A 12,709-nucleotide genomic window follows, 5' to 3' on the forward strand; every position below is an offset into this window, starting at 1 on the left:
ATGCGTACATCATTCCTCCTGGTTTTCCTGTTACTGGCAGTTGTGGCCTGTAAGAACAAGACGGCGTCTGTTATAGCAGACTCAGATACCTATTATACTTGTTCAATGGATCCACAGGTAAAAGAGTACAAACCTGGAAAGTGCCCGATCTGTAAGATGGATCTCACACCTGTTAAAAAGAAGAATGGCAGCAGTCACGATGAGATTGAGCTGAGCGAACAGCAGCTACAGCTGGGTAATATTCATGCAGACACCATCCGTAACGGTACTATTGATGACAAACTGGTGCTTACCGCCACACTGAACTTTGACCAGATGAAAGCTTCTTCGGTCAGTGCGAGAGTAATGGGCAGGGTGGAGAAACTGTATTATAAAAATGTGGGAGATTTTGTTAGAAAAGGCGCGCCTTTGTATGATTTATACAGCGAAGAGCTGAACAATGCCAAACAGGAATACCTGCTGGCACTGGAAAGAAAAAAAGTGTTCATCAATGAAACCATGATGAATTTTGACCAGCTGCTGCAAAGTGCGAAGAATAAACTATTGTTATGGGGCATGTCTGATAAACAAATACAGGAATTGGCACAACAGAAAAAAGCAAGCAGTATTACCACTTTCTACAGTCCGGTATCCGGTACTATCACCAGCCTGGAAACGAGGGAAGGTGATTATGTGATGGAAGGAGGTGTGCTGGTAAAACTGGCCGATCTTTCCAGCCTGTGGGCAGAGGCGCAGGTATACACTTCGCAGATGGCTGATATCAACAGAAACAGTATTGCAACTGTTCAGTTTCCTGATTTTGACGGACTGGAGATCAGGGGTACCATCGGTTTTGTCAATCCAGAGATCAACCCAGATACGCGGATCAACCTGATCCGGGTGGCGATCCCCAATTCGGGTAACCAGTTAAAACCCGGTATGTCGGCGTATGTGGTATTAAAAAGCATACCACACAAAACGCTCACATTACCCATCGATGCGGTGATCCGCGACGGGAATGGCGCAACGGTTTGGGTTCGTACGGGTAAAAAGACATTCAAGACGCTGATGGTGCAAACCGGACTGGAAACAGATGACAGGATAGAGATCAGGTCTGGCTTACGCTCCGGCGATGTTGTGGTCATATCGGGAGCCTACCTGCTGCAAAGTGAATATATCTTCCAGAAAGGTGCTAACCCAATGGCAGGACATGATATGAGCAAGATGTAATCAGTTTAATATGCGGCTGTCCAGGAAAAATGTTGTTTGATGATGCCTGCTTTATTTTTTTGGAGGTACTGGAGGTAGGCCTGTGCAACAGCAGAAAGCTGTTTTTTCTGGAGCCAGATTATCCGCCATTCCGAATGTAGCGGGAATCCTTTAACGGGGATCACTTTCACTTCCTTCTGTTTCAGTTCGTTTTTCAGGCTGAGGATCGATAGAACGGAGTAACCCAATCCTGCCACCACCGCCTGTTTCACCGCTTCGGTAGAAGTAAGGGATAGGCTGATCTTGGGCCTGATATGTGCCTGGTGAAAATATTGCTGCATGGCAAAACGGGTGCCCGATCCCTCTTCTCGGAAAATAAGGGGGAGCTGCTTGAACAGTTCCGCATTCTTCTTGCCTTTGGTGTCGATGGTATCCTTGCCGGGACCGAACAGGTAGAGTTTGTTCTGCATCAGAATCTCTTCATGAATGGCGATGTGGGTCGGCACCACGGATACCAGCGAGAAATCCACTTCATTCTGTTCCAGGCTGCTGATCACTTTTCTCTTATTGGTCACATCCATCTCCAGGTCGATGCCAGGGTTGGCTTTCAGAAAATCACGTAAAAAATACGGCATTACATATTTGCCTGTCGACACTATGGAGATGCGCAGTTTTCCCGAAAGAATCCCCTGATAACTCTGCGATTGATAGTGAATGGTCTCAATCTCTGAAAGGACGCGTTGTGCAATACGGTACAGTTCCATCCCAAAGTCTGTGATGAAGATTTTGCGGCCGATGGTCTCGGTTAGAGGAATGTCGAATTGATCCTGTAATTTCTTTAGCTGTATGGATGCTGCCGGTTGTGTCATGTTCAGCTCTTCGGCGGCCTTGGTAATACTTTGTTTCTCCGCTATCACCGAAAAGACACGCAATTGATGCAGGGTGTAATTCATAAATAATGTTTATGGTTATTATAGTAAATATAAATAAAAGAATATAGATGAACCCCCGCATTTTTGCGGCATGAAAACAAATCAGAAAACTGCCATTACCATTGCCAGAGGCGATGGAATCGGCCCGGAAATTATGGATGCCACGCTGCGCATACTGGAAGCCGCCGGCGCCCAATTGGATATCGAGGAAATCGAGATCGGGGAAAAAGTGTACCTGGAAGGCAATTCTGCAGGCATTCAACCCCAGGCCTGGGATTCCCTGCGCAGGACCCGGGTATTTTTGAAGGCACCCATTACCACACCACAGGGCGGCGGTTTCAAAAGCCTGAATGTGACCACGCGAAAAGTGCTGGGACTGTTCGCCAATATCCGCCCCTGCGTTTCCTATGACCCGTTTGTGAAGACCAAACATCCGAAGATGGATGTGGTTATCATACGTGAGAACGAGGAAGACCTGTACGCCGGTATCGAACACCAGCAAACGGATGAAGTGGTGCAGTGCCTGAAACTGATCTCCCGTCCGGGTACGGAAAAGATCATCCGCTACGCGTTCGAATATGCGAAAGCGTATAACCGGAAAAAAGTAACCTGCTTCAGTAAGGACAATATCATGAAAATGACCGATGGCCTTTTCCATAAGATTTTTTTGGAAATCGGACAGGAGTACCCGGAAATAGAGAAGGAGCACTGGATAGTAGATATTGGAGCGGCCAAACTGGCTGACACCCCTGAAAATTTTGATGTGATCGTAATGCCCAATCTTTATGGAGATATCCTGAGTGATGTGGCTGCTCAGATCACTGGATCTGTAGGCCTGGCCGGTAGCGCCAACATCGGTGAGGATTTTGCGATGTTCGAAGCCATACATGGTTCGGCCCCACGACTGGCGGGAATGAACCAGGCCAATCCCTCCGGTTTGTTATTGGGCGCTATCCAGATGTTGGTACATATTGGTCAGCAACAGGTGGCGGAAACCATTCACAATGCCTGGCTGAAAACACTGGAGGACGGCATTCATACAGCAGATATATACACCGAGGCTGTATCGAAACAGAAGGTGGGCACCCGCGAGTTTGCCGATGCGGTGATCGAAAGGCTGGGGCAGCGACCAACCACCCTGCGTCCTGTTGTTTTTACACGCGAGGCAACCGGGTTTAAGATCAAGTATACCCCAAAGCCCCCTGCCAAAAAGGAACTGGTAGGTGTAGATATCTTTCTTCATTTCCGCGAGCGGGATGCCAACCTGCTGGCTGCGGAGCTGAACAAAGCTGCGCAGGGACGTTTGGTACTGTCCATGATCACCAACAGGGGCACAAAAGTTTGGCCCGAAGGTTTCCCGGAAACATTCTGTACCGATCATTGGCGCTGTCGTTTTAAAAACGTCAATAGCGAACCGGTCAGTTATGCAGAGGTGATGGAAGCCCTGCAGGCGGTCAATGCCCATGGACTGGAGATCATTAAAACAGAAAACCTCTACACTTTTGACGGCATAGCAGGATATACGGCTGCACAGGGACAATAGGGTCCTTTGCAAATTGAGCCGATTCATAAACCCAAAAACAACAAACAGTATGGAATTGGAATTAATCAGCGGTCGTTTTCCCGCTAAAGATGCGGAACAGATACTTACGGATATTTTTCAGGTGAAGATCGACTATCATCACCGTAAGATCCACATGCAGTACCTTTCTGAAGAGAATATCCAGCATGCGGAGAAACGGATCGTGGCACTTCAGGATACGCTTCGCAGTATCCTGAAGCGGATCCGGGAAAGCGGCAAAGAGATGGTGGATATTCATGCCCATTTGGAACTGAGCCTTGCCGCGCCTCTGACGCAATAAATGTTTAATTTTTTTTGCCCAAAACAAACAATTCTTCAAACCAAGCGTTGTAAGTGGCAGCCATTTTTTCAAAACGGCAAATAGGAAAACAGTTCTGTTATGGCTAAACCCCAATACCGTTCAGCCGGTGAGGTATTCCGCAATTTCCTGTCGATGCTTCATCTTGACCGGAAAGACATCAGCGCAATTTACGTGTTCGCTATTTTGGCCGGCCTGGTACAGTTGTCTTTGCCACTCGGTATACAGACCATCATCAGCTTTGTAATGGCAGGGTCCCTGTCCACCTCCATCGTGGTACTGATCATCCTGGTGGTGGCCGGGACCTTCCTGAGCGGGCTTTTGCAGGTAAGGCAGTTGCAACTGATCGAGAAACTGAAGCAGAAGATCTTTCTGCGGTATGCCCTGGAATTCAGTGACCGGTTACCAAGACTGAACGTGGAAAAACTGGATCAGTACCATTTGCCCGAAATGGTCAACCGGTTCTTCGAGATCCCTTCACTTCAGAAAGGTATCGAGAAGATATTACTGGATATCCCGACCTCTGTGATACAGATCTTATTGGGCCTGATGTTGCTTTCTTTTTACCATCCCGTGTTCATCGCTTTTGGGGCCATCCTGCTGACCTGTATCCTGCTCATTCTCCGCTTCACTTCGCAGCGTGGTTTCAGTGCTTCGCTTGAAGCCAGTGATTATAAATACCATGTGGCAGCCTGGTTGCAGGAAATGGCAAGGATGATCAAGTCGTTCAAGTATGCCCGGAACAGCTCTATCCATATCCGTAAGACCGATGCGTTGATAAGCGGTTACCTGGCTGCCCGTACGGGATATTTCAAGATACTGCTTATGCAGGCCTGGAGTTTTATCAGTTTCAAAACGTTGATCACGGCTGCTATGCTGCTGGTTGGGGCCCTCCTGCTGGTAGACCAGGAAATCAATATCGGGCAGTTCATCGCTGCAGATATTGTGATCATTTCTATCATTGCATCCGTAGAAAAACTGATCAACAACCTGGATAAGATCTATGACAGTTTCACTTCTATTGAAAAAATGAATCTTGTAACGCAGGCTTTGACAGAAAAAGAAGGGCATATAGAACTTCCCGATAACGGAAAGGGTGTCCGCATTGATTTTGACGAAGTGGTATTTGGTTATCCTAATACTGACAAGGTTTTAAACAAAGCCAGTTTCCAGATCAATCCCGGGGAAATGGTATTGGTAAGTGGTGTATCCGGCTCCGGAAAATCGAGTATGCTGCGTTTATTGACCGGTGCCTACCAGGATTTTGATGGGAAAGTGCTGATCGATGGTCTCCCCATAGGTAATTACCAGCTTTCTTCCCTGCGTTCACAAACGGGCGTATTGCTGAACCAACAGGATATTTTTCATGGCAGTCTGCTTGATAATATCACCATGGGTGATACGCGCATTGCAATTGAGGATATCCTGAAACTGGCATCAAGAACCGGCCTGATAGAGTTCATACAATCTAACAAGGAGGGGTTAGAGACTATTCTTGATCCGTTGGGCAAGCGATTGCCCCAAAGCACCCGTCAGCACATTTTGCTTACCCGTGCGCTGCTGGGTAAAAGTCGTCTCTTGCTGCTGGAAGAACCTTTCCAGCACCTGAGTCCTGAACAGAAAACAACCATGCTCGCATACCTGCGCAAAGAGATCACCAGTACCGTTATCATCATTTCCACCAGGGATACCGATATGGCCATTTATGATAAAGTACTGGAGTTGTATGATGGACAAATAGAAATCCGCAAGTAAATATGGAGAACTATATCAATAGCAATATCGAAGAACGTGCAGCAGAAGACCGCCTCTCTTCGTTTGGCAAAGTGTACCATATATCCAGGACCAGCCAGGTTAAAAAATGGCTTTGGGGTACCCTGTTATTGATGCTTGTGATACTTTGTTTGCCATGGACACAGAATATAAGGGCCAGAGGTTCGGTTACCACCCTGCGGCAGGAACAGCGGCCACAGGAACTGAATACCATCATTGCCGGTCGCGTGATCAAATGGTTCGTGAAAGAAGGTGATTACGTGAAAGAGGGCGATACCCTGCTGCAGCTGGGGGAGGTCAAGATCGAATACCTGGATCCGCAATTGCTCGACCGTACACAGGAGCAGATCAGTGCCAAAAAGAACAGCATCGAAAATTACCGTAACAAGGCCGCCACAGCGGAAACACAGGTAACTGCTTTGTTGCAGGGCAAGGAACTGAAACTGCGTTCGCTGGATAATAAACTGGGTCAGCAGCAATTAAAGATCATAAGCGATAGTACTGACCTGGTTGCTGTAACCAACGAGCTGGCCGTGTACAAACGCCAGATAGATGCGGCCAGGCTGATGTATGATAGCGGTTCCATCTCATTGACGGAACTGGAGAAAAGAAGGATGAATTTCCAGAATGCACAGGCCAAGCTTATCTCTGCACAGAACAAATTTCTCCAGGCCAAACAGGAGATGACGAATCTCCTGATCGAAAAGAACAGTGTGGAGCAGGAGTACCGGGATAAGATCTCAAAAGCAGAAGGAGAAAAATTTGCATCGCTTTCCAATGTGGCCGGTACGGAAGCCGAATTGTCCAAACTGCAGAACCTGTACGCCAATTACGATGCAAGGAACCAGTTGTATTATTTACGTGCGCCACAAAGTGGCCAGGTGATACAGGCTAAAAAAGCCGGTATCGGCGAAATGGTGAAGGAAGGTGAAATGATCGTTCAGATAGTGCCGGATAAAGTACAGTATGCCGTAGAAATGTATGTAGACCCGATGGATCTTCCCCTGGTGTCCATCGGCCAGAAAGTCCGGTTCGTATTTGACGGGTTCCCGGCCATTGTTTTCAGCGGCTGGCCACAAAACAGTTACGGGACCTTTGGCGGTACAGTGGCTGCCGTGGAGACAGAAGTGAGCAAGAATGGTAAGTTCAGGGCTTTGGTGGTTGAGGACAGTACCGATAAACCCTGGCCCAAACAATTACGCATAGGTGGCGGTGCCAATGCGATCGCTCTTTTGAAAGACGTCCGGATCTACTATGAGCTGTGGAGGAACATCAATGGATTCCCTCCGGAATATTATCAATCGGCTACTGAAACAAAACAGAAAGATGCAAGCAAATAAATTCCTGTGTACGCTGGTGCTACTGGCAATGGGAATCACCCTTGCCGCCCAGGAAAAAAGATCGGTCCTGACACCGGAAGCGCTGATGGAGCTGGTGCGCAAAAACCATCCTGTGGCCAAACAGGCCGCATTGCTGGTAAACAGGGCAGAGGCAGAATTACAATCTGTACGCGGCGCATTCGACCCCACGCTGGAGATGGATGCGAGTCGTAAGACCTTCGATGGCAAGAATTACTACTATTATACGAATCCACAGATAGAGATACCCACGGCGGCGGCCTTCACCCTGCGTGCCGGAACAGAAAATAATGGAGGCGACCAGCTTTCTCCTGAGATCACCCGGGGCAGGTCCAGTTATCTGGGTATAGAAATCCCGCTGGGTAATGGTCTGCTGATCGATAAACGGCGAGCTGCATTGCAGCAGGCCAGAATATTGCAGAACCAGAGCGAACAGGACCGAAAAAATATCCTGAATAACCTGTTGCTTGATGCTTATACAGAATACTGGCAATGGGCAGGAGCGTATCAGTTGTATCATATCTATAGCGCTTTTGTTGAGAATGCAGTGAGAAGACAAAACCTGGTAAGAAATGCCTTTATCAATGGAGACCGGTCAGTCATGGATACGGTAGAATCTTACACACAACTGCAGCAGTACCGCTTACAGCAGGCGGAAGCATTGCAGAAACTGAATAATGCAGCCATATCCTTATCATATTTTTTATGGCAGGATGATGCTACAGCGTACAACCTGCCCGCCAACCTGCTGCCAGATACCACCTATTTTACTCTGCAACAAAGTGTATCCGTGCTGGAAGAAAATATCGGCGCAGTGCTGGAGCAACATCCACTATTGAAATCGGCACAGTTCAAGGTCAACAGTATGGAAACGGAAAAGCGGCTCAAATTCCAGGGCCTGTTGCCCTATGTGAGCCTGAAAGCGAATGTGCTGAGCAAGGAATACAACTTTATCAAAAGCTGGGATGCCGCCTACTTGCAGAACAATTATAAATGGGGTCTAAATGTGCAGTTACCGCTTTTCCTGCGCCAGGGAAGGGGAGATTACAAGAAGGCGCAGATCAAACTGAAAGAATCGCAACTGGAGTTGACCGGTAAACGCTGGCAACTGGAAAACAAGATCCGTTATTACCAGAATGAGAGCAGCCAGTTGTTACAGCAATGGCAGCTGGCCAGTAACCTGCAGGAAAATTACCGCCAGTTGCTTCGGAACGAAGAGCTGAAATTTTCACAGGGCGAGAGCAGCCTTTTTCTGGTGAATGCAAGGGAAAGTAAATTGCTGGAAGTGTTGCAGAAACAAACCGCCTTACGGATCAAATACCTTACCGCCAGTTACCAGCTTCGCTGGGCTGCCGGCATACTCGAGTAATGAAAAGAGCCGGAAGCTATTTTTATAAATCCTGCTATAGAAATGGCAGGATTTGTATTTTGTACCCTCAAATCCCTAACATGAAAAAGCTGACCGTTCTCCTGCTTCTGACCGTCTGCATCGCTTCAGCCCCTAAGCGTAAAAAAACCGTTATCGTATGGCAACCCTCGCACCAGACCAATACCGGCAAAAACTTCAGTGAAGCGGCGGTCTGTAACGGTATTGCAGAAGCGGCCATGGCCACAGCGCCTTTTTTCAAGGAATATAAAGTGTGGAGCCTGGGAAGAAAGGATGTACACAATGCGGACAGTGGCAGTAATACCATGGTTGCGCATACTTCGGCCGTAGTTGATGGAAAACTTTCGGGATATGCCTGGGAACTCAAACAATCAAACAAAAGAAATCCCGATGTATTCATTGCCGTGCATAACAATGGCGGCACGCGCAGGCATGCGGTATGGGGATATATACATTATGGCGATGCACATGAAGCTGAGAACCGCGATCTGGCCGCTACGCTGATCGCATCTATTGCTGAAGCAACAACCCTGGAGAACCGGGGCGTATTACTCGACAGTACCACCGGGCGTAATGACTACCGCTGTGCTGCTACCGGTAAACTTTCTTTTTACAGTCTGGATGAACACGTGAACAAAGCCCCTGTCCGCGTATTACTGGAGATCGGTGATAACGGTGTCAGCTACGATTTTCTCCGAGATCCTGCCAATCAGCAAAAAATCGGTGAAGCCATCAAGAAAGGATTGACCCGATGGCTGGGAAAAAAAGAATCGGTTCAATAAATCATGATACGTCTCTTTCTCTTTCCTGACAAATAAATAACAAGGATACAAACGGGCATCCTGCCGGCTGTTACAGACCGGTCTGGATCAGCATACGATTACCCCAACGCTTTAACATTTCTTTGATAACACACACAGTTCTCTGTGTATCTATTAATATCATAGCTGTTCAGGTAAAGTAAACACCTAAACGCTATTCTACACACGGTATCCCTGTTGATACTTTTTCCCGAAATCCAATCTCCCGGAAAGACCATTCAGAAATGGTAAGCCTCTATAATTGATTTGATACATGTATTTATTTGCCGGGTTCATACAACTGCTTCTCATCCTCAGCCAATCGCATTATATGCCCGACATGTCTTTGGTATGGAATTCTGCGCCGGAACCGGTTGTTGCTGCGTATCAGACACTACAAACAAAAAAAATTCAAAAACCGCTGTCCACGTCGGTATATCCGGCATACTGGGAAGTTGCTTGTTGTAACAACCGGAATGATGCAGATCTTACTCCTGCCCGGCAACCAGTTCGCATTTTTGTAATACCTCTCTCCATGAAACTTCCGTCGGTGGAAGTGATAGGGATTTATAAATTATACCTTCTGTTCTGTCAGTTGAAAATAGGGGGTTAACGTACATTAATATGTTTGAATGCTATGAAGAGCCGGGAGAACCAATAACAGACAACTGATCAAAAACAACCAACATGAAAAAACAATTCAGAACAACCTATACGTATATCGCAGCATCATTATTCCTGACCATGGCGGCCATATCCTGTAAAAAGGAGCTATCAGGTGCCGGTGCGGGGCAGAATGCGGTAGTAGCAACCACATCTACCTCATCAACCATTGCCGTATCAACAAACGGAGGTGAAACCACTACCACTGCCGGATCCGGTACCACCGATTCGGTATATGTGATACACAATTGTGAAAGAGGGCTACATCGAGATTCTGTAGCGGCAGCGGATCTGCCTGCAGCGATTCAATCTTATCTTAATACCAATTATAGCGGATACAGCTTTGTAAAAGCGTTTGCGGTAAAAGATACCCAGAATGCGGTGAAAGGATATGTGGTAATCATCAACCTCAACGGTAAACCCGTAGGTCTGCAGTTCAAAACCGATGGAACATTGGTGAAAGTGCTTGAGCAGCGTGAGAAAGGCGATATTGACGGAGATGGCTGGCACAGGGGTGGACGTTTTGAAAAACGTGGCTTACCTCACAAAGACACCATTTCTCTGAGTGCTTTACCAACTGTCATCACCACGTACCTGAATGCCAATTATACAGCAGATACACTGGTAAAAGCATTTCAGAAAGCAGGAGGCGGTTACCTGGTATTGTCTAAGAATGGCGGTATTTATGCTACCCTTTTCAGCAGCACAGGTGTGTTTGTAAGCAGGGTAAGTTTGCCAGCTCCCGGAGAAAAACCTGTGATCGCAGATGCTACGCTGCCAGCTGCAGCGCAAAACTACCTGGCAAACACATATCCTAATTATGTATTGGATAAGGCATTTAGTGTAACCGTAGCTGGTACACTGAAAGGGTATATAGCTGTGATCGATGCCAACAATACCCGTTACTGTGTGGCATTTGATGTCAGTGGTAATTTGGTAGCGGTGAAGACTATCTGGTAATTATCTTCATCCGAAACCGGATAATTCCGGCAAGGGGTTCGTGGTTAATAACTGCGAGCCCCTTGTTGTATTGAAACGCTATGTAAAAATCTGCTGCCGGAATAGTACATTCGTTTGTTGTTAGTATGTATAAGCCAAAAGACGGAATAGATATTATAGCCAGGATCCTGGATGCTCTGTATGAGCATAATCCGGACGCACTGTTTGTAATGAGCCTGATGCATCAATATGAAGAAAGGGGCAGCCTGAGTAAAAAACAACTGCAGGGTTTGTTGTCTAAAGCACAGAAGGTGAAAGATATGCCCCCCAACTGGCTGGGAACACTGGAAGCCATCATTCTGAAGATGCCTACCCGTTACAAACCCGTGGAGCCGGTTGTAATATCACCTATTTACCAGAAAGATGAAATAGTGGGTAAATACATCAGTGCCATACTGGCCCAATATCCGGAACATAAAAGAGTATTGTTTCTGCAGGCCAAATATGCCAACAATGAAACACTGAGTAATGATGAAGTGGCTGAACTGAAAAAGTTTGCCAGGATACTTGGTGTAACCATGTAAGCAACCACTCTGTCGCTTGCGCCCTTTATGGCAGGACCCCCCGTTTAAAGTGCTGGCTTGCAGGTATAAGAATGTCGATTTATTGGCAGAACTGCCGCAAAATATTTAGTAACTTTAAGGAACAATATCGTGCAATGAATTTCCGGCCCGTTTTGGGTGTCTTGTGCTGGGTGTGCGTATTGAGCTGTTCCAAAAGCAGCCCACTCTCAGATACTTCTCTGAAAATGAAAACAGAGGAGGTGCTATCTTTAAGTGTAAATGTTTCTTACCTCCAGCTGTTACCCGCTAATGCCGCCATACATTCGGTCAGGTTTACCTGGAATGCAGTTAACGAAAATCCGCACGATCAGAATTATGCGCTCCAGTTCTCCCTAAAGGGTAAGAATTTTTCCGATATGGTAGAAGTAGCCATATCAGATGAACTGCTGGCCATATTCACACAATACGATTTCAATATTTTACTGAGTCAACTGGCCGAACTGGGCACACTGGTAGAACTGGAAGTGAGGTTAAAAGCCACACTCGTATCAAGAGGGAGTACTGTAATCTATAGCGAACCTTTGGCTATGAAGGTAAGTACGTATAAGAAGATGATAAGTTATGCTTATCCTAATCTGTTATACGTGCCCGGCAATTACCAGAACTGGTATATCCCTTCTGCCCCACAGGTAGTGAGCCCGACAAATAATGGCGAGTATGAAGGGTATATCCATTTTTCTGCTTCAGACACCTATTTTCTTCTGGCTAAAGGATACGATTGGTCGGATGGATACTATGGCGATGGCGGCAATCACAAATTGGCGCCGGTTACCAGACAGATCTCTTTAGGAGATGAGCAGGGTATATACAAACTGCTGGTGAATACCCGTACCATGACATGGTCTGCACTGAAAATTCATGCCATCTCTGTTGTCGGAACAGCTTTCATGGATCAGAAAGAGCATGATCTTATGTTGATCGACTCTGCGCAGTTAGTATGGCATAGTCATTTTTATTTGCAAGAGGGCAGCCTGCATTTCAGAATTAATCGCAATCCTGCTACAGATATGGGAGATGCTTTGCCCATTGACCGGTCGCCAGAATATGGGGCACCTCCTATTCCTGTTACCCGTTCAGGTCTCTATGCTGTTAGTATTGAGTTAGGCTATGCCGGCAATTATACTTACAGTGTATGGCGCGTCATCGATTAAAATCGTCAGCTATGG

General features: G+C 46.8%; 11 protein-coding genes. 10 read left to right on the top strand and 1 reads right to left on the bottom strand.

All coding sequences use genetic code 11. The features are described 5' to 3' along the window. Positions 1-1,209, top strand: coding sequence for an efflux RND transporter periplasmic adaptor subunit (locus ACH3Y6_RS02955; RefSeq protein WP_490834082.1), 1,209 nt, complete (start codon positions 1-3; stop codon positions 1,207-1,209). 5 nt (positions 1,210-1,214) lie between these two features. On the opposite strand, the gene ACH3Y6_RS02960 is transcribed toward ACH3Y6_RS02955, so the two are convergent. Further along, positions 1,215-2,141, bottom strand: a complete 927-nt coding sequence (locus ACH3Y6_RS02960) for a LysR family transcriptional regulator (RefSeq protein WP_490834083.1) — start codon at positions 2,139-2,141, stop codon at positions 1,215-1,217. Between the two features lie 70 nt (positions 2,142-2,211). On the opposite strand from ACH3Y6_RS02960, the gene ACH3Y6_RS02965 reads away from it, so the two are divergent. From ACH3Y6_RS02965 to ACH3Y6_RS03005, 9 genes are all read left to right on the top strand, one after another. Beyond that, positions 2,212-3,663: an NADP-dependent isocitrate dehydrogenase gene (locus ACH3Y6_RS02965; protein ID WP_490834084.1), complete on the top strand. Its 1,452-nt coding sequence runs from the start codon at positions 2,212-2,214 to the stop codon at positions 3,661-3,663. Positions 3,664-3,712: 49 nt separating this feature from the next. Next, entirely contained in the window at positions 3,713-3,982 is a 270-nt protein-coding gene (locus ACH3Y6_RS02970) for a hypothetical protein (RefSeq protein WP_490834085.1), read from the top strand. 99 nt (positions 3,983-4,081) lie between these two features. Further along, positions 4,082-5,755: an ATP-binding cassette domain-containing protein gene (locus tag ACH3Y6_RS02975; RefSeq protein WP_490834086.1), complete on the top strand. Its 1,674-nt coding sequence runs from the start codon at positions 4,082-4,084 to the stop codon at positions 5,753-5,755. Between the two features lie 2 nt (positions 5,756-5,757). Next, entirely contained in the window at positions 5,758-7,113 is a 1,356-nt protein-coding gene (locus tag ACH3Y6_RS02980) for an HlyD family secretion protein (protein WP_490834087.1), read from the top strand. After that, positions 7,100-8,500 (top strand): TolC family protein, encoded by a 1,401-nt coding sequence (locus tag ACH3Y6_RS02985; protein ID WP_490834088.1) that lies wholly within the window; start codon positions 7,100-7,102, stop codon positions 8,498-8,500. Before ACH3Y6_RS02980 ends, ACH3Y6_RS02985 begins: the two co-directional genes overlap by 14 nt. An 80-nt stretch (positions 8,501-8,580) precedes the next feature. Further along, on the top strand, positions 8,581-9,300 hold the full coding sequence (locus tag ACH3Y6_RS02990) for an N-acetylmuramoyl-L-alanine amidase family protein (protein WP_490834089.1): 720 nt from the start codon (positions 8,581-8,583) through the stop codon (positions 9,298-9,300). A 705-nt stretch (positions 9,301-10,005) separates the two neighbouring features. Continuing rightward, positions 10,006-10,941, top strand: coding sequence for a PepSY-like domain-containing protein (locus ACH3Y6_RS02995; protein ID WP_490834090.1), 936 nt, complete (start codon positions 10,006-10,008; stop codon positions 10,939-10,941). Between the two features lie 125 nt (positions 10,942-11,066). Continuing rightward, positions 11,067-11,504: a hypothetical protein gene (locus tag ACH3Y6_RS03000; protein ID WP_490834091.1), complete on the top strand. Its 438-nt coding sequence runs from the start codon at positions 11,067-11,069 to the stop codon at positions 11,502-11,504. Between the two features lie 224 nt (positions 11,505-11,728). After that, positions 11,729-12,694 (top strand): SusE domain-containing protein, encoded by a 966-nt coding sequence (locus tag ACH3Y6_RS03005; protein WP_490834092.1) that lies wholly within the window; start codon positions 11,729-11,731, stop codon positions 12,692-12,694. The last annotated feature ends 15 nt before the right edge of the window (positions 12,695-12,709 follow it).

It is taken from the genome of Sediminibacterium sp. FW305-C-269, from assembly GCF_058231045.1.

Bases quoted from the DNA above. Each gene is read 5' to 3' on its own strand.
- ACH3Y6_RS02955 (WP_490834082.1), top strand. From the start codon at position 1: ATGCGTACATCATTCCTCCTGGTTTTCCTGTTACTGGCAGTTGTGGCC.
- ACH3Y6_RS02960 (WP_490834083.1), bottom strand. From the start codon at position 2,141: ATGAATTACACCCTGCATCAATTGCGTGTCTTTTCGGTGATAGCGGAG.
- ACH3Y6_RS02965 (WP_490834084.1), top strand. From the start codon at position 2,212: ATGAAAACAAATCAGAAAACTGCCATTACCATTGCCAGAGGCGATGGA.
- ACH3Y6_RS02970 (WP_490834085.1), top strand. From the start codon at position 3,713: ATGGAATTGGAATTAATCAGCGGTCGTTTTCCCGCTAAAGATGCGGAA.
- ACH3Y6_RS02975 (WP_490834086.1), top strand. From the start codon at position 4,082: ATGGCTAAACCCCAATACCGTTCAGCCGGTGAGGTATTCCGCAATTTC.
- ACH3Y6_RS02980 (WP_490834087.1), top strand. From the start codon at position 5,758: ATGGAGAACTATATCAATAGCAATATCGAAGAACGTGCAGCAGAAGAC.
- ACH3Y6_RS02985 (WP_490834088.1), top strand. From the start codon at position 7,100: ATGCAAGCAAATAAATTCCTGTGTACGCTGGTGCTACTGGCAATGGGA.
- ACH3Y6_RS02990 (WP_490834089.1), top strand. From the start codon at position 8,581: ATGAAAAAGCTGACCGTTCTCCTGCTTCTGACCGTCTGCATCGCTTCA.
- ACH3Y6_RS02995 (WP_490834090.1), top strand. From the start codon at position 10,006: ATGAAAAAACAATTCAGAACAACCTATACGTATATCGCAGCATCATTA.
- ACH3Y6_RS03000 (WP_490834091.1), top strand. From the start codon at position 11,067: ATGTATAAGCCAAAAGACGGAATAGATATTATAGCCAGGATCCTGGAT.
- ACH3Y6_RS03005 (WP_490834092.1), top strand. From the start codon at position 11,729: ATGAAAACAGAGGAGGTGCTATCTTTAAGTGTAAATGTTTCTTACCTC.